We start from the raw sequence: 26,203 nt of genomic DNA on the forward strand, positions 1-26,203 counted from the left end.
GGTATGGAAGGCAGTACACCTTGGACAGCGGGGCGCTGACGAAAGGCCGGGGCGGCACCCGGACCGTTGATGTGATGAGCGCGATCCGCGCCAAGGTCGCGGGCCGCGCGCTCGGTGCCGGCGACCGCCTGCCGTCGATCCGCAGCCTTGCCGCGACGATGGGTGTTTCGCCCTCCACCGTCGTCGAGGCCTATGATCGCCTCGCCGCCGAAGGCCTGATCCGCCCCCGTCGTGGCTCCGGCTTCTACGTCTCGCCGACCGTCACGCCGCCCCTTGCGTTGACCGAGGTCGAGCCGCGCCGCGACCGGGAGGTCGATCCGTTCTGGGTTTCGCGGCAATCGCTCGATGCCGACGAAAGCGTGCTCAAACCCGGCTGCGGCTGGCTGCCGCCGGAGTGGATGCCGGAAGAGGCCTTGCGCCGCGCCGCTCGCGCGCTCGCCCGCACGGATGCGAGCGTATTGACCAATTACGGTTCGACATCCGGCTCCCTCGCCCTGCGCCGGCTGCTGCTGACGCGGCTCGCGGAAGACGCAATCGAGGCTTCGGCCGACCAGTTGATGCTGACGGGTTCAGGCACGCAGGCAACCGACTTGATCTGCCGCTTCCTGCTCCGTCCCGGCGACACCGTGTTGGTGGACGATCCGTGCTACTTCAATTTTCGCGCGCTGCTGCGAGCGCATCAGGCCAGGATCGTCAGCGTTCCCTACACGCCGTCGGGTCCGGATGTCGCGCGCTTCGAGCAGATTCTCGTCGGCGAGCGGCCACGGCTCTACATCACCAATTCAGCGCTGCACAATCCGACCGGCGCGACGCTCTCGCTCCAGACCGCACACCGGCTGTTGACCGCGTCCGCGGCGCACGACCTCACCATCGTCGAGGACGACATTTTTGGCGACTTCGAGCCGGAGCGCTCGCCGCGCCTGGCCGCACTCGACGGCCTCAATCGCGTGATCCGCATCGGCAGCTTCTCCAAGACGCTGTCGGCCTCGGTGCGCTGCGGCTACATCGCAGGGCGCGCCGACTGGATCGAGCATCTCGTCGATCTCCAGGTCGCAACCAGTTTTGGCGGCCCGAGCCCGGTCGCGACCGACATCATCGCCAGGGTGTTGGCCGGCGGCAGCTATCGCAAGCACATGGACGAGCTCAGGCAAAGGCTCACGCGCGCCAGGCGCGAGGTGGCACGCAAGCTTCAGGCGCTCGGCATCGAGCCCTGGCTGATGCCGAGCGGCGGCTTCTTCCTCTGGTGCCGTCTCACGGGCGGACAGGATGCTACGTCCGTTGCGCGCGCGGCACTCGAAGAGGATATCGTGCTCGCACCGGGCAACGTGTTCAGCGTGTCGCAGACGGCATCGCGCTTCATGCGGTTCAACGTGGCGCAGATGAGCGATCCGCGGATGTGGGACGTGATGCGACGAGCGTTGAAGGCCAAATGATCGGCGCCTAGGACGCTGGTTTGAGGTCGAGCCGAGTTCGGCCGACAGCGATGCTCTCTCGTTCCCTCCGTTGGGGGAGCAGGCGAGTCTCATCTCATCGGGTCTTAGTACAACGGCTCCTCGTACACCGGCTCGCCGTCGAGCAGCAGGCGCTTGATCGCGGCGCGGCCTGAGGGCAGCACGGCGGCGACGACCCGCAGCTTCTGCTGGTTGCGGGCCTGCTCGAGCTTCTTGCCCTCGCCTTCGGGCACGAAATAACTTTCGAGACCGTATTTGATTGTGAGCTTGTCGCAGAAGGTGCGGCCGGGCGAACCGCAGGAATAGGGGACACGGCCGCGGATCAGCACTTCGGGCGCCGTAACCGCGACAGGCTCGGCGTGAACCGAGACGGCCTCGTAAAGCCCGTTGACATTGGGCGCCAGCTTGACGAACACGACGGAATTGCGCTCTCCGGCCGGCTTGCCGGCGAGCGCGCCGGCCGGCAGTTGCGAGATGTCGTAGCGGAGCACGACATAGTCGCCGCGCAAGAGATCGCGGGGATCGACCGGCTGCGTCTGCAAGGTCACCTCACGGCCTTCGCGCAGGATCTGCATGCGATCGGCGACCATCAGGACCAGCAGCACGCATTGGACCAGGACGGCGACACCGAACAGCACAGCTTTCGGGATGCGCTGCCAGAGCCTGATGACGGAAGCGACCAGTTCCATCATCGCCCCGCCCTCGGCAGTGCGCGATTGAGCGCGGTTGCAAATGCGACGGCAACGACGCCGGCCGCCGCAAGGAAGGCCGAGCGGCGCAGCAGCGAACCCTTCACCGCCCAGGTGATGCCCGCGATGACGCCGGCGATCCCGAGCCAGCCGGCCACGATCCGCGGACGCACATCATCGAGCATGCCGGAGACGACGAGGCTGAGCATGGCGCAGAGCAGCGCAGCGTAGGCGAACCAGGGCTCTCCGGCGGTGGATACCGGCCACAGCGGAGCTGCGAGCAGGGCGAGCCCGATTGAACATCCTGCAAGGATCTCACCCGCGCGCTTGGTGATCCCGGCGGACGCGAGAGCGAGGATCACACCCGCGGCCCCGCACAGGATCACCCAAAGCGGCTGGGCTGGCGCACTGCCGGTCCGAAAGCGGATGATATCGTCGACCGTCGTCACCTCCAGGAAAGCGACCACGGCCAGCGAAAACGCCCCGTAAATCGATAGAACGGTCCCGAGACGAAGCGCTCTCGGCGACGGCGCTGCGGCGATCGCGAGCCCGGCGCCGAACAGCAAGGCGGCACCGTTCGCGAGCACGAATGACGGCTGAGCACCATCGAATTCGAAGCGAAGCGACGTCGCTATCCACCACGGCAGCGCCGCGATCGCGACGAGGTGGGCCGCGACGCGGGAATTCCACGCAAGCGCAAGAGCGGCGGCGAGGAGCCACACCGCCACGAACGGAAGATGCAGCGCATCCGGCGCGTCGTAAGTCCGCATGCAGGTCCAGATGCAGGCGGCCACGAGGGCGACCGCAAGCGCGCCGCGCGATTCGGTCAGCAGCGCCGCTGCGAACGCGCCGATCGACCACAGCAGCATGCCGCCGGCAAAATCCTCGCCGAGATGGTACATCTGACCGACCAGGGCAATACCCGCGCCAAAGATGACCGCGCCGATGCTCGCGCAGAGATCGGCAAGAATCGTGCGCCGCTTCGCCGCGAACCACGCCCCAAGGCCCCCTGCGACAACCATGCCGGCAATCAGGATTCCGAACCGCAACAGCCGCGCGATCTCCGTCCAGTGCGCCGCGACGAAGGCGAGGAAAGCGGCTGCGATCAACAGGCCGCCAACGATGCCGACGACCACCGCGATGTTGACGCCGGGCGACAACGGCGGCAGCGCATTGCGGATCGAGACGGCGGCCGCCGGCGCGATCACGCCGTCCGCTTCCCATTGCGCCAGATCAGCTTCGAGGCGCTGCCGGTAGGTTTTGTCGAACATCGTCGTGAATCACCTCGCTCCCAGCCGGCCGGCGGGCTGCTGTTGGTCGGGCCGCGACGGTAGCAGGTTCAACCCGTCACTGCTGCGGTTGCGGCACACCGGGTTGTGGATTGCTGCGCAGTCAGCCGACAAGGCTCCGTTCGCGGATCGCCTGCGCACCCGCGAGAATGCCGCGCTGGAGCGCGCGTGCGGCCGGCGACAGATCGCGGCCGATGCGCCAGGAAGCTGCCCTCGCGGACGGTGCTGACAAACGGTCCCATAGCCTGAAGGCGATCTATCTTTTCATATTCTGCAAAAGAGATGCTCGGACTGCGCCAATGGTTTGAAGAGACTCAAGGCTGTAGCCTTCGGTCAACATGGCCGTAAACGGCCACGCTGCAACGGGGGGACTGCATCCATGGAATTCTTGGCGCAGCAGCGCGGCTATCATCAGACCTCGCGACAGGTGATCAACAACGCGGTCGAGCAGACCGGCGCGCGCAGCGGCCTGAGCGGTCGCCCCGTCGGGACGGTGAGGAGAGCGCTCCTGTGTCTCGTCGCCGCGACGACGCTGGCGCTCCAGGCCGGCGCCGCGGGGGCCCAGACGGCCGCGGAATCCTGGCCGAACCGCGCGATCACCTGGGTGGTGCCGTTCGGGGCTGGCGGCGTCACCGACCTCGTCTCGCGCAAGATCGCGGAGCTGCTGCGGACGCGGCTTGGGCAGCCGGTGGTGGTGGAGAACCGACCCGGCGCTGGCGGGACCATCGGGACAGAGTTCGTTGCCCGGGCCCAACCCGACGGCTACACCGTGCTCTACGCCTCCGGCGGGCCTATGACGATCCAGCCGAACCTGGGGCTGGCGAAGTTCAACTACGACCCGCTCAAGAGCTATATCCATGTCCGCGGCGTGAGCTCGGCAAACCAGATCCTCGTCGCAACCTCGGCAGCGCCCTACAGCACGCTGGCTGAGTTCGTCGCCTACGCGAAGACCAACCCGGGCAAGGTCAACTTCGGGTCCCCCGGCCCCGGCACCGCCCAGCACCTCGCCGGCGAGATGTTCCAGGCGGCCGCCGGCATCAAGCTGACCCATGTGCCCTACAAGTCGGGCTCGAGCCAGATGACCGACATGATGTCGGGCATCCTGGACGTCTCCTTCGACTACCTCACCGTGCTCAGGCCGCTGATCGACACCGGCAAGGTCAAGGTGCTCGGCACCACCGGCACGGCGCGGCTGGCCGCGTTGCCCGACGCGCCGACGGTGCTCGAGGCCGGCTACCCGGACGCCGTCAGTGTCGGTTCGACCTGGGTCTCGGTCCCGGCCGGGACCGACCCGAGAATCGTGGGCAAGCTCTCTGAGGCGCTGGCCGCGGTGCTCGCCGACCCCGGCATCGTCGCGGACCTCGCCACCAACGGCCAAGTGTCGATTGCCGACAAGGGGTCGGCCGAGATGGGACCGTTCATCGTCGAGGAGACCGCACGCTACAAGCGGGTGATCGAGAGCGCGGGCATCGCCGCGCATTAGCTCAGGCGCACGGTTGCGGGCATCGCACACTCGAGGGAGCGGCCGTCGGCGTGGCGCCGACCGATCGTGACGCCAGTTCTAGTTCGCCTTGATACCGGCTTCGCTGATGAGCTTGCCCCATTTCGCGCTTTCGCTTTGAATGAAGCGACCGAACTGCTCCGGCGACATTGGCGCGGGCTCTGCGCCGAGGGTCCTGATCTTCTCGGCCACGGACGGGTCCTTCAGGGCTTTCGTGAAAGCCTCGTTCAGCCTGGCGACGATGTCGGCGGGCGTGCCGGCCGGCGCAACCAGCCCGAACCAGCCGACGGATTCGAAACCCGCAATGCCGCTCTCGGCCAGCGTCGGCACATCCGGTAGGGATGCAAGGCGGCGCGCTGAGGAGACGCCGATCGCGTTGAGCTTCCCTTCGAGGATCAGTTGCTTCGATGCGGGAATATCCAGCACAGCAAAGGGGACATGTCCTGCGAGGACGTCGACCGTCGCGGGCGCGGTCCCGCGATACGGGACCAGCTCCATGGCGATCCCGGTCCTCTGCGTAAACAGCGCGGCCGTCAGATGCATGGCCGTCGAATTGCCGCCATGTCCGATCGACAGCGCACCCGGCTTTGCCTTGGCGAGCGCGACCGTCTCCGCCGTCGTGTGCGCAGGTATGTTCGCGGAGGCGACGAGCACGAAGGGAATTTCCGCAAGCAGCGTGATCGGCGCGAGATCCTTCAGCTCGAACGGCATCGACGAATTGAGATGCGGGTTCACCGTCAGCGCGCCCGCCGGCGCGACGCCGAGCGTGTAGCCGTCGGGCTTGGCCTGCGCGACCGCGGCCATGCCGATGTTGCCGCCGGCGCCGGCGCGGTTCTCGATCACCAGGCTCTGCTTGAGCTCGGCGGTGACGAGCGGCTCGAGCGCACGGATCACGGTGTCGGCGCTGCCGCCGGGCGGGAAGGTCACGATGATCTTGATCAATTGCTCCGGATAGGCGGCTTTGCCCGCCGTCAGCGGCAGCACGGCGAAAGTCGCGACCGTCAGCACGGCCAGAATGCGGCGCCTTGCAACGTGAAACACGTTCCCCTCCTCGGTACGTTCTTGTTTGTGAACCACGACCGGGCCGCCTGCGCCGCCAGACCGTCCGCTTCAAGTTGCCTTACGCTGCAGCGCCGGTGATGCGCGCCAGCAAGCCTTGTGGATCCGCGGGCGCGACCTGCCCGCGCCAGGCGATGTGCTGGTCGGGCCGCGCCAGCACCAGCTTCTCGGCATAGGTGCCGTTCGCCTCATCGGGCGCGATGTCGACCAGCGCGAGCGGGATGCCGCGCTCCCTTGCGGCGGATTGCAGCCGCGCCACGTCGATCGCCGGGTCGAACCGCAACAATGTGTAGCCGGCTCCGAATGCATCGTAGAGCGATCGTCCGTCGCGCAGGAACAGATGCGGCGCGCGGGCGCCCGGCACAGTGGAGGGCGTGAAGCTGCCCATCGCGTAAGCCGGCGGCGTTTCGCCGTCATAGGCAATGATCGGCGAGGCATCGTAGTAGTAGCCGAAATTGAGACCCGCGCAGCAATATTGCTGCACGTTGAGATCGCAGGCCGCCCTGGCCAGCGTTGCGCGCGCCGCCTGGCCGCGCGGCGTGTCGTCCTCGATCTCCGCGGACACGCCGCCGCGCTGCGCCATCATCTTCATCGCGTGGTCCATCGCGAAGCGCGACACCTGCTCGGTGATGGGCTGACGCTCCGCTTCATATGCGTCGAGGATCGAAGCCGGCGCCCAGCCGTTCAGATGCGCCGCCAATTGCCAGCAGAGATCGACAGCGTCGGCAATGCCCGCATTCATGCCGTAACCGGCATAGGGCATCCACAGATGCGCGGCGTCGCCACAGATGAAGACCCTGCGGTCGCGGAAGCGATCGGCCACGAGGCGACGCCCGACCCAATCTTCCTTGCTGAGGACGCGGTATTCGAAGCGCTCGTCGACGCCGAGGATGGCGCGGATCGCCCAGTCGCGATCGACCGAATCGAACTCGGGCTCGTCGGGCTTCAGATGATTGTGGATCAGCCAGCGGTCGTGGCCGTCGATCGCAACCGTCGTGCCCGAGCGTCGCGGGTTGAGCGAGAGCACCATCCAGGCCGGCTTGTGCGCGCCCATCAGCTCCTTGAGCTGCGGGGCTTCGATGAAGGTCGATTGCACGCGCTGGATCACCGGCGTGCCGGAGAGGCTCGCGCCGATCGATTTGCGAACCAGGGAACGGCTGCCGTCACAGCCGATCACGAAGGACGCTTCGATGCGAAGCGAGCTCCCGCTGTCGAGGTCGCGCGCCAGTGCGACCACATGGTCGTCGCCCTGTTCGATGTCAGTGATTTCCGTGCGCGCCAGAATGGTGATGCGCGCTTGAGCGGCCGCATGGCTGAACAGGATCGGCTCGAGGTAGACCTGGTTGATCCGGTGCGGCGGCTCGGGCGTCGGCCACCAGGTGTCGGGACCGCCGGTTGCGCTGTAACGGCGCGCGCGGGAGGGAATGTCGATGCGGCACAGCTCGATGCCGGTCGCCGTGGTCCGATAGGAGCAATCGTTCGGGAAGTCCGCCGGCAGGCCTGCGTCGCGCAGCTTTGCGGCGACGCCGAGCCGGCGGAAGACTTCCATCGAGCGCGCCGAGACGTGATTGCATTTGACGCTGGGCGGATCGCCGGCATGGCGGATCTCCGCGACGACGACGTCGATCCCGCGCGAGGCCAGATCCATCGCCGCGGTCAGTCCCACGGGCCCGGCGCCCACGACCAGCACCTGTGTCCTCATGCTCGTCTCCGCTCCCCTTGCCGTACGGCGGATTCTCCGACCGCGCGGCATGCATTTTATTGCAGGCTCGCTTATGAGATAAGCCAGAAAGAACTCATCAATTCATGAGCCCTGCCTATGAATGTCACCTTGCGCCAATTGCGGGCCTTCACCGGCGTCTATCGCACCCGCAGCATCACGCGGGCCGCGCGCGAGCTCGGGATCACGCAGTCGGCGGCTAGCCTGTTGATCCAGCAGCTCGAAACCCAGCTCGGCGTCAAACTGTTCGATCGCTCCACGCGATCGGTGCAGCCGACCTTGGCGGCCGACGAGGCGTTTCATTCCGCCGAACGGATGCTGGGCGATGCGCTGGGCCTGTCACGGCGCATGCGCGACCTCGCGCAAGCGCGCGCCGGCCGCGTCGCGTTTCTGGCATCGGCCGGCGCCGCCTCGGCGCTGCTGCCCCTGGTGCTGGCGAAATTCCGTGCGGCCCATCCCGACATCGAGATCGACATGCGGGATGTCGCCGCCGACGATCTCGTTCCGCGCCTGATCGCAACCGACGCGGAGTTCGCCATCGGCAGCGTGGAAGGTGAATTCGCGGAGATGACGATCGAGACGCTGACCCGCGGACGCCTGAGCGCGATCGGCCGGAGCACAGCCGACTTCGCCGCGCGGCGCGCGCTGACATGGGACGAACTGGCACAGCTCCCGACGATCGCGATGCGGCGCGAGACGCGGATCCGCATGCAGATCGATCAGGCGCTTGGCGCGCAGGGCAAGCACCTCAATCCAACCTATGAGGTGACGCTGATCAACACCGCGCTCGCCATGACCGCGCAGGGCCTCGGCCTCGCCATTCTTCCCGCGACGATGCTGCCGGCCGATCAGTTCCCGACGCTGATCGCAAGACCTCTGATCCGCCCGGCCATCACCCGGCCGGTGTCGCTGCTGCAGCGTCAGGGCCGGACGCTGTCGCCGGCGGCGCAGGCGTTCGTGGCGATGGCGCGGACGGTGCTGGCGGGTCCGTAATCAATGTAGCCCCTGCTCGGGCTACTCCGCCAGATTGTGCTGCTGCCAGCGCAGCAGATAGGCCTGCAATCGCCAGATCAGCGCGGACAGCGCAACGCCGACCAGCATCAGCACGATGACGGCGACCATCATGCCCGAGGCCTCCGCGCGCGCTTCGGACTCGATGATCAGGCGTCCGATTCCGCGTTCCGCGCCGATGAACTCGCCGACGATCACGCCGATCAGGGCGAAGGAGATCGCAGGCGTCAGCGAGGCGAAGACCCAGGCCATGGTCGATGGGATGACCACCGTGCGGGTGATCTGCCACTCGCTGGCGCCGAGCAGCCGCGCCGCGTTGACAAAGCCCTCGTCGATCGAGCGCGCCCCCTCGAACGTGTTGAAGAAGACGAGGAAGACGACCACGATCCACGACGTCACGACCTTCGAGGTATCGCCGATGCCGAAGGCCAGCACGATGATCGGGGCCAGCGCGATGCGCGGGATCGAATTCACCGCGGTGATGAAAGGCTGGAAAATGGCGCTCAGTCGGTCCGAGCGGCCCAGCACGAGGCCCGCGGCAAAGCCGCTGCTGACGCCGGTCGCGAAGCCGAAGAAGGTGTTCTTCAGGGTGACGGCGGTCGCGATCCAGAGATTGTTCTCGGATCGCGCCATGCAGCGGGCGAATTCGCCATTGAACCAGCCGTTGAACACGCCGAGCTTGGACTTGAGACAGCTCAGGATCAGGAAATGCTCGAAGATGTCCGAGGGTCTTGACACGAAGTAGGGGTCGAGCAGATCAGGCACCAGCCAGGGAAGCCGGCCGTGCAGATCGTAACCCCATTGCCAGATCGACAGGAAGCAGGCGCAGATCGCCATTTGCCAGGCCAGGGTCCTGCCGGCGTTGCGCGCGCGTCTCATGGCTTGCGGCCCTTGATGAACTCTTCGCCGAGCGAGTGCCAGATCAGCTGGAACAGCTCGGCATAACGCGGCGTCTCCCGGATCTTCACCGCATTGCGTGGGCGGGCAAAATCCACATCGAAACTCTCCTTGATCCGGCCGGGCCGCGCGGAGAACAGAATGATGCGGTCTGCCAGCGTCAGGGCTTCGCCGAGATCATGGGTCACGAACAGCACGGTCTGCTGCTCGCGTTCCCAGATGCGAAGCAGCACGTCGTGCATGTCGATCTTGGTGTGGGTGTCGAGCGCGCCGAACGGCTCGTCCATCAGCAGGACCTGCGGCTCAACGACCAGCGTTCGCATCAAAGCGGCGCGCTGGCGCATGCCGCCGGACAATGCAGAAGGGTAGGCGTTGCCAAAGCCCTCCAGCCCGGCCTGCACCAGGCAGGCACGGACACGCTCCTTTCGCTCCGCCACCGGGACGCCCGCCAGCTCCAGGCCGTAGCCGATGTTGTCGGCGACTGTCCGCCAGGGAAACAGCGTATCGCGCTGGAACACGTAGCCGACGTCAGACGCCGCCCGTCCGGGGACAACAGGCGTTCCGTCGATCAGAATCTGACCGCTGGTCGGCTTGACCAGTGTCGCTATCATGTTGAGGACGGTGCTCTTGCCGGAGCCGGATGGCCCGAGCAGGGCGACGAATTCGCCGCGCCGGACATTGAAGGAGACGTCGCGCACCGCCTCGATGGCGGTGCCCGCCAGCTGGAAAGTCTTGCACAATCCGCGCACGTCGATGCGCCGCATCTCAGGCGGCGCGTCGGCGTGCGGCGCATGTAAGGCCTGCACGCTCAAGCCGGATAGGCCTTGCGTGCCGCTTCGATGAAGCTGGTGGTGACGACGTCGGCCATGGCGAGCGGCTTGATCCCGGTCATTTCACGGAACCAGACCTTCTGCCCGCGTGCAAAACTCTCCGCATCGATGACGCATTCGTAGTCGGTGACCTTCTTCATGATCCCAATGTCGAAAACATTCGCATCGCGCGACGTGCTCCCGACATAAGGCTCGATCGCATCGTAGATCTCTTCGGGGGAGTGCTCCTTGATCCACTGGGTCGCGCGCCACAGCGCCGTGACGAACGCCTGCATCTTCTGCGGGTCCTTGTCGATGGTCGACTGCAAGGTGAAATGAGACGTCACCGGGACCTTGCCGCCGATATACTTGGCCCAGACCGCCTCGTCGGTTCCGTCGAACAACAGCGCGCCCCAGCCCTGCTCGATCGAATCCTTCAGGATCGACGGCGAGTTGATGAGGACATCGACCTGTTTCGTTTTCAACGTCCCCATCATGGTGTCGACATTGCCGGTGCCGATCCAGGTCACCTTGTCGTCGAGCCCCATGGTTTCCAGGTAATAGGAGGCCCAGACGTGGTTGGTGCCACCAAGCGACGATACCGCAACGATCGGCTTGCGTCCGTCAGGCCGCTTCCACTTCGCCAGCGCCTCCAGCGTGGTGATGCCCTGATCGAACAGATCCTTGCGGATGATGAAGATCGCGGCGTTGCTGCGGGTATCGACCGGCATCAGCACGCGCGCGCTGCGGCCGTGATTGCTGAGCTGCATCGGGTGGGTGATGTCGCCGATGCCGATATCTCCCTGGGACGAAGCAATGATCTCACGGGTCTTCACGCCGCTGCCGCCCTGGATCAGCTTGCAGTCGAGGCCGGCCTCCCTGAAGAACCCGGCACGGTCGGCGACGAATTGGGACTGATACACCGGAATGGCCACCGGGTAGATCACGCGGCCCGACGGGGTATCCGCCCACGCCCGCCCCGCCGCCATGGAGACACCGGCGCCAGCGACAATCGTCAGCGCCGACCGTCTTGTGACCCGAGTTCTCATCACGCGTGCTCCCTCTCCTTGCCGACCACCTTGTCGAGCGCGTTCAGCACCGCATCGCCCATCTCCTGGGTCGAAAGTCTTTTTGCGCCGGGTTCGGCGATATCGGCCGTTCTTGCGCCGGCGGCCAGGGCCGTATCCACGGCCTTCTCCAGCAGCGCGGCATCTTCAGGTCGATGGAGGGTAATGCGCAACATCATTGCGACGCTGAGGATCGAGCCAAGTGGATTGGCGATGCCCTTGCCCGCAATGTCAGGCGCGCTGCCGTGAACCGGCTCATAGAGCGCCTTGCGACGTCCGAGCCGGTCCGGCGGCCCGAGCGAGACCGACGGCAGCATGCCGAGCGAGCCCGACGCCATCGCCGCGCAATCGGAGAGAATGTCTCCGAAGATATTGCAGGTCACCATGACGTCGAATTGCGAGGGTGCCCGCACGATCTGCATCGCGGCGTTGTCGACATAGAGATGCGTCAGCTCGACATCGGAAAACTCCGCTTCATGCAGCGCGGTGACCTCCTCGCGCCACAGCACACTGGTCTCAAGCACATTGGCCTTGTCGACGGAGCAGACCCGGCCCTTGCGCGTCCGTGCCAGTTCGAACGCGGTTCGCGCCACCCGGCGGATCTGGCTGGTGGTGTATTGCTGGGTGTTGAAGCCGCGGCGCTGGCCATCGGGCAGCGTTTCGATGCCGCGCGGCTCGCCGAAATAGATGCCGCTGGTGAGCTCGCGGATGATGATGAAGTCGACGTCCTTCAGCACCGCGGCCTTGAGCGGCGCGGAGTCCGCCAGCGCCGGATTGGCGACGATGGGCCGGAGATTGGCATAGAGGTCGTATTTGCTGCGCAGCGACAAGAGGCTTCCCGCCTTGCGCGCGGCCGGAGGGACCTCCGTCGTCTCCGGGCCACCGGTCGCGCCCCAGAGGATCGCGTCGGCCTCCTCCATCGCCTCGACGGTGTCATCCGGCAGCACCTTGCCTGTCGCGAGATACGGGATCAGACCGTATTGCGCTTCGCGCAGAATCACCGGAGCGCCGCGCCGGTCCGAGAACCATTTGAGAATGCGATGGGACTGATCGGTCACTTCCGGACCGATGCCTTCACCACCGACCACGGCCACCGTGATCGTGTTCGAGAGCGTGTTCATGCCTGATGTCCTGCAAAGTGAATCCACGGCCGCGCGGTGCGGTCGGATGCCTGGAATCCGCGGATCTCTTGGTCGCGCCGCAAGGTCAGCGAAATTTCGTCGAGGCCTTCGAGCAGGCCCGCACGTCTGCGCGGATCGATCTCGAAGACGTGCCTTAACCCCGATGGCGAGGTGACCGTCTGCTCCTGCAGATCGACCGTGAGGCGTCCCGCGCCCTGGCTCGCTTCGATGTCGGCGGCGAGGCTGTCGATGATGGCCTTGTCCAGCACCACCGGCAGGATGCCGTTCTGGAAACAGTTGGCGAAGAAAATGTCGCCGAAGCCGGATCCGATGATGGCGCGGATACCCATCTCCTGCAGCGACCACACCGCCGCCTCGCGCGATGAGCCGCAGCCGAAATTCGGACCCGTGACCAAAATTTCCGCCGCGCGATACGGCTCGCGATTGAGGATGAACTCCGGATTGTCCGAGCCATCAGGCAGATAGCGGAGCGAGCCGAACGCCCATTTGCCGAGACTGCCGCGGACGGAATTTCCGATCATGCGATTGATGCTGATGATGACGTCCGTATCGACATTGGTGCGCATGATCGGCGCGGCAATCGCGGTCAACTTGGTAAAGGGCTCCGCCATCTAGCGCTCCATGGTTCGGACATCGGCGATGGCGCCGGAGACCGCCGCCGCCGCGGCCATGGCCGGGCTCGCCAGATGGGTGCGGGCACGCGGCCCTTGCCGGCCGATGAAATTCCGGTTCGACGTCGAGACCGAGCGCTGGCCGGGCGGCACGGTTTCGCCGTTCGCGGCGAGGCACATCGAGCATCCGGGCTCGCGCCATTCGAAGCCCGCGTCGATGAAGATCTTGTCGAGCCCCTCGGCCACCGCATCGCGCTTGACGGTCTCCGAACCCGGCACGACCCAGGCGCGCACGCCGGGCGCGACCTTGCGGCCGCGCGCGACCTCGGCCGCGGCGCGCAGATCGCTGAGACGGCTGTTGGTGCAGGAGCCGATGAAGACCCAATCGACCTTCGTGCCGGCGATCGGCGCGCCGGGCTTCAGGCCCATATAGTCGAGCGCGATCTCGATCGCGCCGCGGCGCGCGGGATCGGCAATGTCTCGGGGATCCGGGACGCGGCCATCGACACCGAGGACATGCTCCGGACTGGTGCCCCAGGTGATCTGGGGGATGATGGTGCCGACATCGATCGTCACCTCGCGATCGAACATTGCGTCGCTGTCGCTCCGAAGCGTCCGCCACGCCGTGACGGCCCGCTCCCACATCTCACCTTGCGGCGCGTAGGGACGTCCCCGGACATAATCGAACGTCGTCTGGTCCGGCGCGATCAGCCCCATCTTGGCACCGAGTTCGACCGACAGATTGCAGATGGTGAGCCGCCCTTCGATCGGCATGCCCCTGATCGCGCTGCCGGCGTACTCGACCGCATAACCGGTGCCGCCGGCGGCGCCGACATGGCCGATCAAAGCGAGGATGAGATCTTTCGCCGTGACACCGAACGGCATGCGGCCGTCGAACGTCACGCGCATGGTTTTCGGCCGGCGCTGGATGATAGTCTGGGTCGCCAGCACATGCGTGAGCTCGCTGGAGCCGATGCCGAAGGCAAGCGCGCCGAGCCCGCCATGGGTGCAGGTGTGGCTGTCGCCGCAGACGATCAGGCAGCCGGGCAGGCTGAGACCGAGCTCCGGCCCGATGACATGGACGATGCCCTGCCCCGGCTGGTCGATGTCGAACAGCCGGATGCCGCTGGCGGATGTCTCGGTCCGCAACGCCGCCAGCAGCTCCTGCCCGGTCGTGATCGTGCCGGCGCGCCCGGACGCCGTGGAAATCGCATGATCGGGCGTGGCAAAAGTCAGCTCGGGATTGTGGACCGGGAGGTTGCGGCTCTTGAGGTCGATCAGCCCGCGGGAGCCGCCGAGATCGTGCAGCAGATGACGATCCACATGAAGCAGATCGGTGTCATCGCTGACATGGGCGATGACATGCTGGTCCCAGATTTTGGCCAGCAGCGTGCGACCACGCGTGTCCACGATCCGTCCTCCCCTGATCGGCATCTGACGTGCCGTAGTGCCGCCGATCATGCCGACCGAGGGCAATCCTGGGAAGCAGGATAGAAGCGCGTCCCGCAAATGTGCAGTGACGGTTTGGCAGGGTGCCATCGCGGCCGGCGATGGCAGGCGTTGACACGGGCGATGTCAGCCCCTGCTGCGGACGACCGTCAGCCGGTCGGAGACGCTGCTCGTGGTGAGACCCGTATCATCCTGGGTCCGCAAATGGTCCACCAGCAGCTTCGTCACCGGCGGCAACGATTTGTAGTCGCGCACGCCCATGACCAGCTCGCGTCGCGCCCAGGACTCATCGAGCGGAACGGTGACGAGACTGTCGACACCGTAGCGGCCGCGAACGATCTCGAGCGGCACGACCCCGACCCCCATCCTGGCATCGATGACGCGGAACAGCGCATCGAAGCTGCTGACGCGGATGCGCACCTTGAGGTGCTGCCCGAGAGCGGCCGCCGCCCTGACACACAGCGTCTCGATCGAGCTGCCCTTCTCCAGGCTGACGAAGTCGAAATCGACCAGCTCGCGGAAGCGAACGCTGCTGCGACCGGCCAGCGGATGGTCGCGCGTGACCAGCGCGACCAGGCTGTCGCTGCGATAGGACAGCAGCTCCAGATCCTGTGCGTCGATGTTGCCGCCGAAAATGCCGATGTCGGCCCGGTTCTCCATCACCGCGCGCACGATCGCAGGGCTTAGATCCTCCTCGATGTCGATATGCACCAGCGGATGCCGCTCCAGGAACAGGCTGAGCTCGTCGGCGAGAGCTTCGAGGATCGCGGACTTGTTGGCGCAGACCCGGATCAGCCCGCGCTTGCCCTGCCGGTATCCGGTCAATTCGGTCTCGAGCCGGCTCAGGTTTCCAAGGACGATGCGGGCATGCTCGAGCAAGGCAAAGCCGGCCGGCGTCGGCTCGATCCCCTTCGAATGGCGATGCAGCAGCTCGACCTGGAAACGGTCCTCGATATCCGAGATGCGCCGGCTGACCGCGGACGCGGCGATGTTCTTCTTCTCCGCCGCCTTCGCGATGCTCTGCTCCTCAACGATCGCCACGAAGAGCTGCAGCGTCAGCAGATCGATTTTGGCCGTCATCCGTCGGGTCCTCGGGGCGGGCTGTCATGACGGACATTGTGGAGAAGCTTGCCGCCCCGCCGCAAGTGCGGTGTCGGATTGCGGTCCCCTGGAGGCGACGCCAGAAGCTGCTGCGATCTTGAGGATTCAGTGCTTGAGGCGAGGCTTTGAGGCCGATTGATATGGCGGAGAGGGAGGGATTCGAACCCCCGATAGGCTTGCACCTATGCCGCATTTCGAGTGCGGTGCATTCAACCACTCTGCCACCTCTCCTGAAGGCGCCAAGTAAGGAGCAGGGCCCCTGTGGTTGGGGGCGTTAATAGGCGAGGATGGCGGGCCAGACAAGGCGCGAAAGGGGAAAATCCGCTGCCTCTTTCAACCCCATCCCAGCCTTCGGGAGGAACCGCGATGGAGCATCTGACGATCAAGGCCAATGGCGCCAATTTCCACCTGGTTCGCGCTGGAAAGGGCAAACCGCTGCTTTTGCTGCATGGTTGGCCGGAATTCTGGCTGACCTGGGAGCCGGTGATGGTCCGGCTGGCCGATCGCTTCATGCTGATCGCGCCCGACCTGCGCGGCTTTGGCGACAGCGACAAGCCTGACGGGCCTTACGGGCCGGACGGCCATGCCGCCGACATGCTTGCGCTGATGGAGGGGCTCGGCATCGAGCGATTCGCCGTGGTCGGCCACGATGTCGGCGGCGCCGTGATGCAGCCCCTGGCGCGGCAGGCACCGGGCCGGCTCGCCGGTCTCTTCTTCTTCGATTTCGTCTATCCCGGCATCGGACCGCGCATGGCGGCGCCCGACCGGCTCAACCACATCTGGTACCAGTCCTTCCACCAGATGGAGATGGCCGTGCGGCTCGTCGGCGCGAGCCGCGAGAGCTGCCGGCTCTATATCAGTCACTTCCTGAAGGGCTGGGCGCATCGAAAAGACGCCTTCGACGACGTCCTCGACGCCTTCGTCGACAATTTCTCTAGGGTGGGCAACCTTGCCGGCGGCTTTGCGCATTATCGCGCCTCGCATGCCGGGCGCGTCGCGATGATGAAGGGCGAAGCTCCACAGCTTCCGCCGATCGACGTGCCGACCTGCGTCCGCTGGGCCGAGCACGATCCGCTGTTTCCCTATGCGTGGACCGACCGGCTCGGCGAGACGTTCAGCGCGCTCGATCTCGCGATGTTTCCCGGCGCCGGCCACTTCCCGCATCGGGAAAATCCCGACCACGCGGCCGCGGAGATCGCGGCGTTCTTTCAGCGCGTCGGCTGGAGTTGAGTCCGGATAAGGGTGGGACCGCCAGACGCGGTAAACACTGGCGGTCCCGTGCCGCTCATTGCAATACTGACCGGGAAGGGCGGCTTCGCCGGCCAGGTGAGGCGACAGATTCGACCGTAGCGGGTGCCCCATGCACTGCAACGCAATCCGTCCCTTAACCTAACCAGTCAAGGTTACTCCTTGTCAGACTTGGCCTTTTTCTTCCCATTCTCGGTAGAATCACGGTCTTTCCCATTGTCCTTGCGGCGGTTGGTGAAGCGCGCATTGCCGAGCCCCGTGCCGATGGTGAGCACGCCCCAGCGCTCGACATCCTGCATGAACGGAACCTCCGAGAGGCCCTGAACCACGCCGTCATTGTGCATCAGGATCGCGGTGTCGTGCTCGCCGATCTCGGGGATGCCCTCGATCAGGCTCGCCGGCAGGTTGAACTTGCTGCTCTCCCAATTGCCCGGCAGGTTCTGCGCGCCCTTCTCGATCGAGCCGTCGGCGTCGATCACGCCGGGACAGGCGATGCCGATGAAGGGCGCGAGCTTGAAGCCTTCGGTCTCGGCCTCGGCGATCAGCCCCTTCAGCATCTTGGTGAGCCGCTTCACCGCGCCTTCGCGCGTCGGCTCGTCGTCGGCATGACGCCATAGCTCGGATTTCACGACCTTGGCCTTCGACAGGTCTTTTGCCTTTTTCCAGCTCGTTTCCACCAGGCCACAGCGGATATTCGTACCGCCGATATCGACGGCGAGGATGCTGTCATGAGCCTCGAAGATCCATGACGGCGCCAGATGCAGCGCACCTATCAGGCCGGCTTCATCAGGATGATGGCGGATCGGCTGCATGTCGATCTTGAAGTCCTCGGATTTCAGGATGATCTCGGTGCGCGCGATCGCAAGCTCGCCGAGCCTGGAATCACGAAATCCGCCGCCGACCATGATGCGCTCGGTCTTGGCCCAGGCCTTGGTCTTGAGGAAGCGGCGCGTGACATAGGCTAGCTGCTGGGCGAAATCCTCGATCGCGCTGTGGACCAGCGCCGAGGCCTCGGTGTCGTCGCCGATCAGGATCGCATCCAGCGTCTTCTTGCTGATCTGGTCCGAGGGCTCCTTGCCGAACGGGTCCTCGCCGGTCTTGCGCAGCGGCTTGCGCCAGCGGTCGAGGATCTCGCGGAACGCGCCCTTGCTGGCGCGGTCGCCGAGAAAACCGTCCTCGTCCTTGATCTCGATGTTGAAACTGTCGACGTCCACCGACGGCAGGCGGCTCGCGCCGTGCTGCGCAATGCCCGTCGTCGCGACCAGTTCGTCCGTTGCCATGGGACCCTTGCCCGCTTGCGAAATCTGGGGGACAACGGCGCGGGAACCCGTTGGTTGCAACGCCGGGGAAGAATCGGCGGACGGGCGGGCTCCCGCCCAAATCCTTCAAATCCGGGCCTTTTTCAGCGGTTTTCCTTGACTTGCGGCGTCCGGCGGCTATAAGTCCCACACCCGGCGCGGGGCGTTTCTCGCGCCGCTTGTTTTTGCGTGGGTTTTCAAAGGGATAGCTCCCGCCCGCACAAAACTCGCATAAACCCATAGCGACTGACAAAAAGCCGGCCCCGACAGACTGTCGCGAGGCCGGGATTGAACACGAAGGAAAACAACGATGTTCGCAGTCATCAAAACCGGCGGCCGGCAGTACCGCGTCGCTCCGGATGATGTCCTGGAAGTAGGCAAGATCGAAGGCGAAGTCGGCTCGATCGTGCAGCTGAATGAAGTTCTGGTGGTCGGCGGCGACACGCCGATCCTGGGTCTGCCCACGGTGGCCGGCGCGTCCGTTGCGGTCGAGGTGCTCGACCACAAGCGCGGCCCCAAGGTCATCGCGTTCAAGAAGCGCCGCCGCAAGAATTCGCGCCGCAAGCGCGGCTACCGCGACGAGATCACGGTGCTGCGCGTCAGCGAGATCCTGACGGACAACGCCAAGCCCACCAAGGGGCCGCGTCCGAAGAAGGAGAAGGTCGCCAAGGAAGCGACCAAGGAAGACGCCGCCGCATAAATTGATCACGCCAATTCACGAATTGATGCGTGAGAAATTATGAAATGATTCCGTCAAGGAATTGATCTAGAACTACTCAGGATTTCGGAGACGAGCCATGGCTCACAAAAAAGCAGGCGGTTCATCGCGCAACGGTCGCGATTCAAAGGGCAAGCGCCTCGGCATCAAGGCGTTCGGCGGGGAAGTTGTGATTCCCGGCAACATCATTGCGCGTCAGCGCGGCACCACCTGGCATCCCGGCCTTAATGTCGGCATGGGCACGGACCACACTTTGTTCGCCAAGATCGAGGGTCGCGTCACGTTCCAAGCCAAAGCCAACGGCCGCACATTCGTATCGGTACTCCCGATCGCAGAGGCGGCTGAATAGACGGTGGATCAAATTTGGAGTCCGCCGGGTCCTGACCAAACCGGCGGAGTCCACAAATAGGCTCCAGGGGAGGCGGGAAACCGGCCTCCCCTTTCGTTTTGTCTTAGTGACTTCGACGGAGCCGGACATGTTGCAGGATTTTTCGAGCACCACCTTGCGGGAGGCGAGACCGAGCGTCGTCGCCACCGAACGGCTGACCTTGCGGCGGCCGACCCTCGCCGACGTCAGGACCATCGCCCGGCTCGCCAATGATCGCCGCGTCGCCGAGAACACGCGCCGCCTGCCGCATCCCTATTCGCAGGACGACGCCATCGAATTCATCCGTGCCACCGCCGAGATCGGCAGCGAGACCGTGTTCCTGATCGAGCACGACAGCGGGCCGGTCGGCATGGTCGGGATCGACTGCTCGAAGCCCGACAATGCCGAGCTCGGCTACTGGCTCGGCGTCGAGCATTGGGGCCAGGGCTTCGCCACCGAGGCCGCACGCGGCGCGATCGACTTCTTCTTCGAGGAGTTCGAGGACGACCACCTCCATGCCGGTGCGCGCGTCACCAACCCCGCCTCGCGCAAGGTGCTGGAGAAGTGCGGCTTCCAGTGGAGCGGCGTCCAGCTGCACCGCTTCCTGGCGCTGGGCTCGTCCACGCCCGTCGATTGCTTCCGCCTGTCGCGCGGGGTGTGGGCGTCGCTGAAGAGCTGGAGCAGCGCAAGACGGGTGAGGTAGGGCGCAGGCCGCGCCACAATCGACACTGTCGTCCCGGGGCGCGACGAAGTCGCGAGCCCGGGACCCATAATCCCAGGGAGAAGTGCGAGGCGAAGCGCCCACTCCGAGCCGTCGTCAAACCACTCCCTGTGGGTATGGGTCCCGGGCTCGCGCTGTGCGCGCCCCGGGAGGACAGTGTGCGCGTGGCTACGCCGGCGGATTTACCTCGTTGCTTGGGCGCCCCAGATCGCGCTCACGCAAGTAGATATAGGACCCGGCGCCGATGATGATCGCGGCGCCGACGATCGTTGCTATCGACGGCACGTCGCCGAACACGACGAAGCCGAAGATCACGGCCCAGACGATCATCGAATATTGATAGGGCACGACGACGCTGGCCGGCGCGAGCTTGAGGGACCGGTTGACGCAGAACAGCGCCGTCACCGAGATGCATCCGGCCAGGGCGAAGATGACGAGGCTGCCTGATGTCGGCGGCACCCAGTGGAATGCCGACAACACCGCGCCCAGCAAAAACGTGCCGACGAATTGCGAGGACGCCATCACGATGTCGGGGGTCTTGCGCAGGCTGCGGGTGATCAGCATCAGGGTTGCAAAGGACAGGCTGCCGCCCAGCGCGATCAGCGCCGGCAGGCTGACGGTCTGCGCCGACGGCCGCAGCGCGATCACGACGCCGCAGAAACCGATCAAAATCGCCGTCCAGCGCCGCCAACCCACCTTCTCGCTCAGGAAGATCGCCGACATCGCGGTGACGAAGATGGGGCCGGCGAGGTAGTACGTGATGACGTCGGCGAGCGGCAGATAGACCGTCGCAAGGAAGAAGGCCGCCACTTCCAGCGTCGAGAGCACGACGCGGAACAGCTGCAAGCGCGGCCGCTCCAGATGCAGGAACTGGCGACGCTGCCGCCAGATCAGCGGCGACAGCAGCAACAGCGCCGCGCAGGCGCGCAGGAACAGCAACTGCCCCACCGAATAGGTCCCGACCAGGAACTTGCCCATGGCGTCGCCGAACGAGAACATGAAGATCGACAGCACCATCAGCGCGATGCCGGCGAGGCGCGCGGAGCGGTCGTCATAGGCGGAGAGGTTCTTGAAGAAGGGCATTGAAACGAGTCGGAGTGTGAGAGGTCGTCATTGCGAGCGAAGCGAAGCAATCCAGACTGTCTCCACCGCGGCAGTCTGGATTGCTTCGTCGCTTCGCTCCTCGCAATGACGGGCGGAGAGAGCACGGAAAACCCGCGATTAGCGTCGCTTGCGGTCGTTTTAATGACGTGAGCGACTGGGACAAGCCCGCCACCGCCGAATTGAACGGATTGTCGCACTCTTCGCGTCGCGGTAGCGATAGGCGCCTCATCGACAAAGAGAGCTTTGACATGACCGACTTCGATCCGGCCCGGCACCGCATGATCCCCACGCAACGCTGGTTTGAGGATTTCGTCGTCGGCGAACGCTTCGTGCTGCCGAGCCGGACCCAGACCTCGGCGGTGTTCGCGGCGTTCCAGACCGCGAGCGGCGACACCCACCCCGTGCACTACGACGTGGAATATTGCCGCAGCCGCGGCATGCCGCATCTGCTCGCCCACGGCTTCCAGACCTTGATCCACACCGCGCCCGGCGCCGGCCTGTTTCCGTTCATGGTCGAGGACTCCCTGGTCGGCTTCCTCGAGCAATCGAGCCGGTTCCTCAAACCCGTGTTCGCCGACGACACCATCTATCCCGCGCTCGAGGTCACCGAACTCGCGCCGGGACGCTCGACCGGCGTGGTGACGCTCAAAAGCACCGTGTTCAACCAGCGCAAGGAGCTGGTGCTGGAGGGCATTCAGAAATTCCTGATCCGGCGACGGCCCCTCTGATGTCGTCTTGGAAGTCGTCCGGGGGTTAAGCAAGGGGCGAAATTCGCGGAATTTCGGCCGGTTTGCGGGTAAGTCCGGGTTGCCGCGGGGGACCGGCTGGCCTACCTATGGCCCATGAAATTCCTCGACGAAGCAAAGGTCTATATCCGCTCCGGTGACGGTGGGAACGGCTGCGTGGCGTTCCGCCGCGAGAAGTTCATCGAATTCGGCGGCCCCTCCGGCGGCAATGGCGGCCGCGGCGGCAACGTCATCATCGAGGTCGCGGACGGGCTCAACACGCTGATCGACTACCGCTACCAGCAGCATTTCAAGGCCCAGAAGGGCGAGAATGGCGCAGGCTCGGACCGTCACGGCGCCAACGGCAAGAACATCGTGCTGAAGGTGCCGATGGGCACGCAGATCTTCGATGAAGACCGCGAGACGCTGATCCACGACTTCACCAATGTCGGCGAGAAATTCGTGCTCGCCGAGGGCGGCAATGGCGGCTTCGGCAACGCGCATTTCAAATCCTCGACCAACCGCGCGCCGCGCAACGCCAATCCCGGCCAGCCCGGCGAGGAGCGCTGGATCTGGCTGCGGCTGAAACTGATCGCGGATGCGGGCCTCGTCGGCCTGCCCAATGCCGGCAAGTCGACCTTCCTCTCCAAGGTCAGCGCGGCCAAGCCGAAGATCGCCGACTATCCCTTCACCACGCTGCATCCGCAGCTCGGCGTCGTGAATGCAGACGGCCGCGAATTCGTGCTGGCCGACATTCCCGGTCTGATCGAGGGCGCGCATGAAGGCGCGGGCCTCGGCGACCGCTTCCTCGGCCATGTCGAGCGCTGCCGCGTGCTGCTGCATCTCGTCGATGCGACCTGCGAGCACGCCGGCAAGGCCTACAAGACGGTGCGCACAGAGCTCGATGCCTATGGCGGGCTGCTCACCGACAAGATCGAGATCGTCGCGCTGAACAAGATCGACGCGGTCGAGCCGGACGAGCTCAAGAAGCAGAAGGACCGGCTGAAGCGCGCCGCCAAGAAGACGCCGCTGCTGCTCTCCGCCGCGACCGGAGAGGGCGTGAAGGAAGCGTTGCGCGCGCTTGTCGCAGTGATCGGCGAGGCCCCGGTGTCCGCCAAGGCGAAGAGCGCCGCCGAAGCCGAGCCCTGGTCGGCTTAAACTATCTCCCCTGGGTCGTCCCGGCGAAGGCCGGGACCCATAACCACCGAATGCGATTTGGCGAAGATTGGTCATTGCCATCTCGCGCCATAACATCTTCTGAGGAGTATGGGTCCCGGCCTTCGCCGGGACGACATTGGAGTGTAGGTTGCGGGCACCCGCATCACTGGCAGGTTGTCACCGGCGCTCTAATATCGCAGCATTAAACAAGCAAGAAACGGCAGGGATGACGCATGGCGCGCGCGAAGAACGTTCTCTGGATCATGTGCGACCAGCTTCGCTATGACTATCTCGGCTGCACCGGCCATCCCACGCTGAAGACGCCCAACATCGACGCCATGGCGAAGCGCGGCGTGCTCTTCAGCAAGGCCTACGTGCAGTCGCCGATCTGCGGGCCCTCGCGGATGTCGTTCTACACCGGCCGCTACATGCGCTCGCACGGCTCGCACTGGAACGGCTGGCCGCTGCGCGTCGGCGAGCCCACGCTCGGCGATCACCTCAAGAAGATCGGCGTGCGCAATGTGCTGGTCGGCAAGACCCACATGGCGCCCGACCTCGAAGGCATGAAGGCGCTCGGCATCCCGCCGGAGTCGATGATCGGCGTGCATGTCGCCGAATGCGGTTTCGAGCCTTATGAGCGCGACGACGGCCTGCACCCGACGGGACGGCCGCGCCCGAAATACGATGAATATCTGCGCAAGCAGGGATTCGAAGCCACCAATCCCTGGGAGCATTGGGCGAATTCAGGTGCGGCGGAAGATGGCAGTTTGCAGAACGGCTGGCTGCTGGTGCACGCCGACAAGGCCGCGCGGGTGCCGGAGGAGCATTCCGAGACGCCCTACATGACGCGGCGCGCGATGGACTTCATCAGTGAGGCCGAGACCGACGGCAAGCCGTGGTGCCTGCATCTGTCCTACATCAAGCCGCACTGGCCCTACATCGCGCCCGAACCCTACGCCAGCATGTATTCGACCGATGACATGATCCCGGTGATCCGCTCCGAGCGCGAGCGCCAGAATCCGCATCCGGTGTTCGGCGCCTATATGGACATGCGCTACTCCCGCAACATGGCGCGCGACGACGCTCGCGAGAAGGTGATCCCGACCTATATGGGCCTGATCACGCAGATCGACGACCAGATGGGCGCGCTGATGAAATTCCTGGAAGAGCGCGGCCTGCTGGACACCACCATGATCGTGTTCACCTCCGATCATGGCGACTATCTCGGCGATCACTGGATGGGCGAGAAGGATCTGTTCCACGAGCAGTCGGCAAAGATTCCGCTGATCATCATCGATCCCTCCCGGGAAGCCGACGCCACGCGCGGCACGCGCAGCGACGCGCTGGTGGAGGGCATCGATCTTGCGCCGACCTTCGTCGATTATTTCGGCGGCAAGGTGCCGGGCCACATCCTCGAAGGACGCTCGCTGCTGCCGCTGCTGCGCGGGCCCACACCGCCGGACTGGCGCAAGGTCGCGTTCTCCGAATACGACTACGCTATGCAGGACGTGCGACTGAAACTGAATCAGCCGATCGAGCGCTGCCGCCTGTTCATGGTGTTCGACGGCCGCTGGAAATACATCCACGCCTCGGGCTTCCGTCCGATGCTGTACGATCTCGAGACCGATCCGGAAGAGTTTTTGGATCGCGGCGATGATCCTGATTGCGCCGGCATCATCGCGCGGTTGCAGGCCGAGCTGTTCGACTGGGCGCTGCATCCCAACGACCACATCACCACGCCGCGCGAGAAGATCGCGGCTTATGCCGACAACCAGCTCCAGGTGAAGGGCGGCGTTTTGATCGGCATCTGGGACGAGGCCGAGCTTGCGGCGATCAAGGACGGCATCGCGCAGCGCGCGAAGCTTTGAGTCTGTCTTCGCCTCTCCCCGCTTGCGGGGAGAGGGAGAAGAATTCAATTCTCGATCTTGTATCCCGTCGCCTTCACGATCGGCTGCCAGAACGCCGTGTTGGCGGCGAGCTCCTTCGTCAGCTCATCCGGGCTGCTGCCGACCGGGATCAGGCCGATCGCAGTGAGCTTCTCCTTCACCTCGGCCTTGGCAAGCGCAGCGCTCGCGGCGGCGCCGAGCTTGCTGGCGAATTCCGGCGGGCTGCCGACGGGAAGCCACATGCCGTACCAGGCATCCGCAACGAGAGCGATGCCGCTCTCCTTCAGCGTCGGCACCTCCGGCGCGAAGGGCGACCGTTCCGCGCTCGAGACCGCGATGATCTTCACGCCCTTGGCGCGGTGCTGCGGCAGCGCATCGGCCAATGTCACGATGCCGAACGACAGATGGCCGCCGATGAGATCGTTGAGGATCGGCGCGCTGCCGCGATAGGGCACGCGGGTCAGGGGAATGCCGAGATCCTTCTCGAGCTTGGAGCCCATGAAATGTGGAATGGTGCCGTTGCTCGGCACCCCGAACGACGTCTTGTCCGGATGCGCCTTCAGCCAGGCCACGAATGACTTGAAATCGGCAGCATCGATAGCCGGGCCGATCACGACGGCGAATTCGAACCGCGCCAGCAGCGACACCGGCATGAAATCCTTGGCCGTGTCGAAGCTCGGCGTCGTCTCCACCATCGGCAGCAGGTACATGGTGGGGCCCGTCGTCACCAGCACCATGCTGCCATCGGGGCTCGCACCCTTCACCGCCTTGATGCCGATCAGGCCGTCGCCGCCGGTGCGGTTCTCGACCACGATGGTCCTTTGCAGCACCGGCGCCATCTCCTGCGCGATCAGCCGGCACAGCGTGTCGCCGCCGGCGCCCGCCGCGAACGGAAAGATGATTTTTGAAAGCCCGGCCTGCGCTTGCGCCCCGCCCGCCTGTGCCAGCAGCGGCAACCCAAGACCTCCTCCAAGACATCCGGCCATGAATTTGCGGCGATCCATACGTTTCCCTTCCAGCCCGTTATTGGTTGCCGGCATTAGAACCGCCCCCGCGCTCAAGACAAGGCCGAAGACCAAGCCACGTTGCACCGTTTACCGGGCCTGCCGCCTTGCGCCGGCCATCGTCCTGCTGCAAAAGCAGGCCTTATCGGAGCCGCTTGTTTGCTCCGCCGTTCCCGAA

Annotated in this window: 24 protein-coding genes and 1 tRNA gene; 10 read left to right on the forward strand and 15 right to left on the reverse strand. The window is 65.2% G+C overall.

The window, feature by feature from the left end; all coding sequences use genetic code 11:
• Positions 1 to 74: 74 nt before the first annotated feature.
• The gene (locus BJA_RS02030) at positions 75 to 1,433 is read left to right on the forward strand and encodes a PLP-dependent aminotransferase family protein (RefSeq protein ID WP_051000229.1); all 1,359 of its coding nucleotides are present in this window, start codon (positions 75 to 77) and stop codon (positions 1,431 to 1,433) included.
• Positions 1,434 to 1,537: 104 nt separating this feature from the next.
• On the opposite strand, the gene BJA_RS02035 is transcribed toward BJA_RS02030, so the two are convergent.
• Entirely contained in the window at positions 1,538 to 2,143 is a 606-nt protein-coding gene (locus BJA_RS02035) for a GDYXXLXY domain-containing protein (protein ID WP_011083237.1), read from the reverse strand.
• Positions 2,140 to 3,411: a DUF2157 domain-containing protein gene (locus BJA_RS02040; RefSeq protein ID WP_011083238.1), complete on the reverse strand. Its 1,272-nt coding sequence runs from the start codon at positions 3,409 to 3,411 to the stop codon at positions 2,140 to 2,142. Before BJA_RS02040 ends, BJA_RS02035 begins: the two co-directional genes overlap by 4 nt.
• Before the next feature lie 397 nt (positions 3,412 to 3,808).
• On the opposite strand from BJA_RS02040, the gene BJA_RS02045 reads away from it, so the two are divergent.
• The gene (locus BJA_RS02045; protein WP_011083239.1) at positions 3,809 to 4,912 is read left to right on the forward strand and encodes a Bug family tripartite tricarboxylate transporter substrate binding protein; all 1,104 of its coding nucleotides are present in this window, start codon (positions 3,809 to 3,811) and stop codon (positions 4,910 to 4,912) included.
• Positions 4,913 to 4,990: 78 nt separating this feature from the next.
• On the opposite strand, the gene BJA_RS02050 is transcribed toward BJA_RS02045, so the two are convergent.
• A complete protein-coding gene (locus BJA_RS02050) occupies positions 4,991 to 5,971 on the reverse strand; it encodes a Bug family tripartite tricarboxylate transporter substrate binding protein (protein ID WP_038965041.1) in 981 nt (326 codons plus the stop codon).
• A gap of 79 nt (positions 5,972 to 6,050) precedes the next feature.
• The gene (locus BJA_RS02055) at positions 6,051 to 7,691 is read right to left on the reverse strand and encodes an FAD-dependent oxidoreductase (RefSeq protein ID WP_038965042.1); all 1,641 of its coding nucleotides are present in this window, start codon (positions 7,689 to 7,691) and stop codon (positions 6,051 to 6,053) included.
• A 117-nt stretch (positions 7,692 to 7,808) separates the two neighbouring features.
• Between BJA_RS02055 and BJA_RS02060 the strand changes: the two genes are divergently transcribed.
• Positions 7,809 to 8,702 (forward strand): LysR family transcriptional regulator, encoded by an 894-nt coding sequence (locus BJA_RS02060; RefSeq protein ID WP_011083242.1) that lies wholly within the window; start codon positions 7,809 to 7,811, stop codon positions 8,700 to 8,702.
• 21 nt (positions 8,703 to 8,723) lie between these two features.
• Here the strand turns inward: BJA_RS02060 and BJA_RS02065 are convergent, their stop codons facing one another.
• The 8 genes from BJA_RS02065 to BJA_RS02100 form a co-directional block, all read right to left on the reverse strand.
• Positions 8,724 to 9,599 (reverse strand): ABC transporter permease, encoded by an 876-nt coding sequence (locus BJA_RS02065; protein WP_011083243.1) that lies wholly within the window; start codon positions 9,597 to 9,599, stop codon positions 8,724 to 8,726.
• Positions 9,596 to 10,381: an ABC transporter ATP-binding protein gene (locus BJA_RS02070; RefSeq protein ID WP_051000230.1), complete on the reverse strand. Its 786-nt coding sequence runs from the start codon at positions 10,379 to 10,381 to the stop codon at positions 9,596 to 9,598. Before BJA_RS02070 ends, BJA_RS02065 begins: the two co-directional genes overlap by 4 nt.
• Positions 10,382 to 10,425: 44 nt before the next feature.
• Entirely contained in the window at positions 10,426 to 11,475 is a 1,050-nt protein-coding gene (locus BJA_RS02075; RefSeq protein WP_038965044.1) for an ABC transporter substrate-binding protein, read from the reverse strand.
• Positions 11,475 to 12,614, reverse strand: coding sequence for a 3-isopropylmalate dehydrogenase (gene leuB, locus BJA_RS02080; protein WP_038965045.1), 1,140 nt, complete (start codon positions 12,612 to 12,614; stop codon positions 11,475 to 11,477). The genes BJA_RS02075 and leuB overlap by 1 nt, the downstream gene beginning before the upstream one ends.
• On the reverse strand, positions 12,611 to 13,246 hold the full coding sequence (gene leuD / locus BJA_RS02085; RefSeq protein ID WP_011083247.1) for a 3-isopropylmalate dehydratase small subunit: 636 nt from the start codon (positions 13,244 to 13,246) through the stop codon (positions 12,611 to 12,613). Before leuD ends, leuB begins: the two co-directional genes overlap by 4 nt.
• A complete protein-coding gene (gene leuC / locus BJA_RS02090) occupies positions 13,247 to 14,680 on the reverse strand; it encodes a 3-isopropylmalate dehydratase large subunit (RefSeq protein WP_370161170.1) in 1,434 nt (477 codons plus the stop codon). It abuts the gene before it with no gap.
• A gap of 141 nt (positions 14,681 to 14,821) precedes the next feature.
• The gene (locus BJA_RS02095; protein ID WP_011083249.1) at positions 14,822 to 15,775 is read right to left on the reverse strand and encodes a LysR family transcriptional regulator; all 954 of its coding nucleotides are present in this window, start codon (positions 15,773 to 15,775) and stop codon (positions 14,822 to 14,824) included.
• 162 nt (positions 15,776 to 15,937) lie between these two features.
• Positions 15,938 to 16,027: transfer RNA gene (locus BJA_RS02100), tRNA-Ser, on the reverse strand.
• A 135-nt stretch (positions 16,028 to 16,162) separates the two neighbouring features.
• Here BJA_RS02100 and BJA_RS02105 point away from each other — a divergent pair.
• Positions 16,163 to 17,026: an alpha/beta fold hydrolase gene (locus tag BJA_RS02105; protein ID WP_060909735.1), complete on the forward strand. Its 864-nt coding sequence runs from the start codon at positions 16,163 to 16,165 to the stop codon at positions 17,024 to 17,026.
• 173 nt (positions 17,027 to 17,199) lie between these two features.
• Here the strand turns inward: BJA_RS02105 and BJA_RS02110 are convergent, their stop codons facing one another.
• Complete coding sequence (locus BJA_RS02110; protein WP_011083251.1) at positions 17,200 to 18,324, reverse strand: ROK family protein; 1,125 nt, start codon at positions 18,322 to 18,324, stop codon at positions 17,200 to 17,202.
• 328 nt (positions 18,325 to 18,652) lie between these two features.
• Between BJA_RS02110 and rplU the strand changes: the two genes are divergently transcribed.
• From rplU to BJA_RS02125, 3 genes are all read left to right on the forward strand, one after another.
• Positions 18,653 to 19,042, forward strand: a complete 390-nt coding sequence (rplU, locus tag BJA_RS02115; RefSeq protein ID WP_011083252.1) for a 50S ribosomal protein L21 — start codon at positions 18,653 to 18,655, stop codon at positions 19,040 to 19,042.
• Positions 19,043 to 19,139: 97 nt separating this feature from the next.
• Complete coding sequence (gene rpmA, locus BJA_RS02120) at positions 19,140 to 19,409, forward strand: 50S ribosomal protein L27 (protein ID WP_011083253.1); 270 nt, start codon at positions 19,140 to 19,142, stop codon at positions 19,407 to 19,409.
• 127 nt (positions 19,410 to 19,536) lie between these two features.
• On the forward strand, positions 19,537 to 20,130 hold the full coding sequence (locus BJA_RS02125) for a GNAT family N-acetyltransferase (RefSeq protein WP_038965053.1): 594 nt from the start codon (positions 19,537 to 19,539) through the stop codon (positions 20,128 to 20,130).
• 186 nt (positions 20,131 to 20,316) lie between these two features.
• Here the strand turns inward: BJA_RS02125 and BJA_RS02130 are convergent, their stop codons facing one another.
• The gene (locus BJA_RS02130) at positions 20,317 to 21,231 is read right to left on the reverse strand and encodes a DMT family transporter (protein ID WP_011083255.1); all 915 of its coding nucleotides are present in this window, start codon (positions 21,229 to 21,231) and stop codon (positions 20,317 to 20,319) included.
• Positions 21,232 to 21,500: 269 nt separating this feature from the next.
• Here BJA_RS02130 and BJA_RS02135 point away from each other — a divergent pair, with 269 nt between their 5' ends.
• The 3 genes from BJA_RS02135 to BJA_RS02145 all read left to right on the forward strand — a co-directional run bounded on the left by BJA_RS02135 (position 21,501) and on the right by BJA_RS02145 (position 25,003).
• Positions 21,501 to 21,980 carry a MaoC family dehydratase gene (locus tag BJA_RS02135; protein ID WP_038965056.1) on the forward strand — a complete coding sequence of 160 codons (480 nt, stop codon included), beginning with the start codon at positions 21,501 to 21,503 and terminating at the stop codon, positions 21,978 to 21,980.
• A 114-nt stretch (positions 21,981 to 22,094) separates the two neighbouring features.
• On the forward strand, positions 22,095 to 23,135 hold the full coding sequence (gene obgE / locus BJA_RS02140) for a GTPase ObgE (protein ID WP_011083257.1): 1,041 nt from the start codon (positions 22,095 to 22,097) through the stop codon (positions 23,133 to 23,135).
• Positions 23,136 to 23,368: 233 nt separating this feature from the next.
• Positions 23,369 to 25,003 (forward strand): alkaline phosphatase family protein, encoded by a 1,635-nt coding sequence (locus tag BJA_RS02145; protein WP_011083258.1) that lies wholly within the window; start codon positions 23,369 to 23,371, stop codon positions 25,001 to 25,003.
• A 44-nt stretch (positions 25,004 to 25,047) separates the two neighbouring features.
• Here the strand turns inward: BJA_RS02145 and BJA_RS02150 are convergent, their stop codons facing one another.
• Positions 25,048 to 26,025, reverse strand: coding sequence for a Bug family tripartite tricarboxylate transporter substrate binding protein (locus tag BJA_RS02150; RefSeq protein WP_038965054.1), 978 nt, complete (start codon positions 26,023 to 26,025; stop codon positions 25,048 to 25,050).
• Between the last annotated feature and the right edge of the window lie 178 nt (positions 26,026 to 26,203).

It is taken from the genome of Bradyrhizobium diazoefficiens USDA 110 (assembly GCF_000011365.1).
GTDB classification, from domain to species: domain Bacteria; phylum Pseudomonadota; class Alphaproteobacteria; order Rhizobiales; family Xanthobacteraceae; genus Bradyrhizobium; species Bradyrhizobium diazoefficiens.

Coding starts and splice junctions, on each gene's coding strand:
- BJA_RS02030 (WP_051000229.1), top strand. CDS start 75: ATGAGCGCGATCCGCGCCAAGGTCGCGGGCCGCGCGCTCGGTGCCGGC.
- BJA_RS02035 (WP_011083237.1), bottom strand. CDS start 2,143: ATGATGGAACTGGTCGCTTCCGTCATCAGGCTCTGGCAGCGCATCCCG.
- BJA_RS02040 (WP_011083238.1), bottom strand. CDS start 3,411: ATGTTCGACAAAACCTACCGGCAGCGCCTCGAAGCTGATCTGGCGCAA.
- BJA_RS02045 (WP_011083239.1), top strand. CDS start 3,809: ATGGAATTCTTGGCGCAGCAGCGCGGCTATCATCAGACCTCGCGACAG.
- BJA_RS02055 (WP_038965042.1), bottom strand. CDS start 7,691: ATGAGGACACAGGTGCTGGTCGTGGGCGCCGGGCCCGTGGGACTGACC.
- BJA_RS02060 (WP_011083242.1), top strand. CDS start 7,809: ATGAATGTCACCTTGCGCCAATTGCGGGCCTTCACCGGCGTCTATCGC.
- BJA_RS02065 (WP_011083243.1), bottom strand. CDS start 9,599: ATGAGACGCGCGCGCAACGCCGGCAGGACCCTGGCCTGGCAAATGGCG.
- BJA_RS02070 (WP_051000230.1), bottom strand. CDS start 10,381: ATGCGGCGCATCGACGTGCGCGGATTGTGCAAGACTTTCCAGCTGGCG.
- BJA_RS02075 (WP_038965044.1), bottom strand. CDS start 11,475: ATGAGAACTCGGGTCACAAGACGGTCGGCGCTGACGATTGTCGCTGGC.
- leuB (WP_038965045.1), bottom strand. CDS start 12,614: ATGAACACGCTCTCGAACACGATCACGGTGGCCGTGGTCGGTGGTGAA.
- leuD (WP_011083247.1), bottom strand. CDS start 13,246: ATGGCGGAGCCCTTTACCAAGTTGACCGCGATTGCCGCGCCGATCATG.
- leuC (WP_370161170.1), bottom strand. CDS start 14,680: ATGCCGATCAGGGGAGGACGGATCGTGGACACGCGTGGTCGCACGCTG.
- BJA_RS02095 (WP_011083249.1), bottom strand. CDS start 15,775: ATGACGGCCAAAATCGATCTGCTGACGCTGCAGCTCTTCGTGGCGATC.
- BJA_RS02105 (WP_060909735.1), top strand. CDS start 16,163: ATGGAGCATCTGACGATCAAGGCCAATGGCGCCAATTTCCACCTGGTT.
- BJA_RS02110 (WP_011083251.1), bottom strand. CDS start 18,324: ATGGCAACGGACGAACTGGTCGCGACGACGGGCATTGCGCAGCACGGC.
- rplU (WP_011083252.1), top strand. CDS start 18,653: ATGTTCGCAGTCATCAAAACCGGCGGCCGGCAGTACCGCGTCGCTCCG.
- rpmA (WP_011083253.1), top strand. CDS start 19,140: ATGGCTCACAAAAAAGCAGGCGGTTCATCGCGCAACGGTCGCGATTCA.
- BJA_RS02125 (WP_038965053.1), top strand. CDS start 19,537: ATGTTGCAGGATTTTTCGAGCACCACCTTGCGGGAGGCGAGACCGAGC.
- BJA_RS02130 (WP_011083255.1), bottom strand. CDS start 21,231: ATGCCCTTCTTCAAGAACCTCTCCGCCTATGACGACCGCTCCGCGCGC.
- BJA_RS02135 (WP_038965056.1), top strand. CDS start 21,501: ATGACCGACTTCGATCCGGCCCGGCACCGCATGATCCCCACGCAACGC.
- obgE (WP_011083257.1), top strand. CDS start 22,095: ATGAAATTCCTCGACGAAGCAAAGGTCTATATCCGCTCCGGTGACGGT.
- BJA_RS02145 (WP_011083258.1), top strand. CDS start 23,369: ATGGCGCGCGCGAAGAACGTTCTCTGGATCATGTGCGACCAGCTTCGC.
- BJA_RS02150 (WP_038965054.1), bottom strand. CDS start 26,025: ATGGATCGCCGCAAATTCATGGCCGGATGTCTTGGAGGAGGTCTTGGG.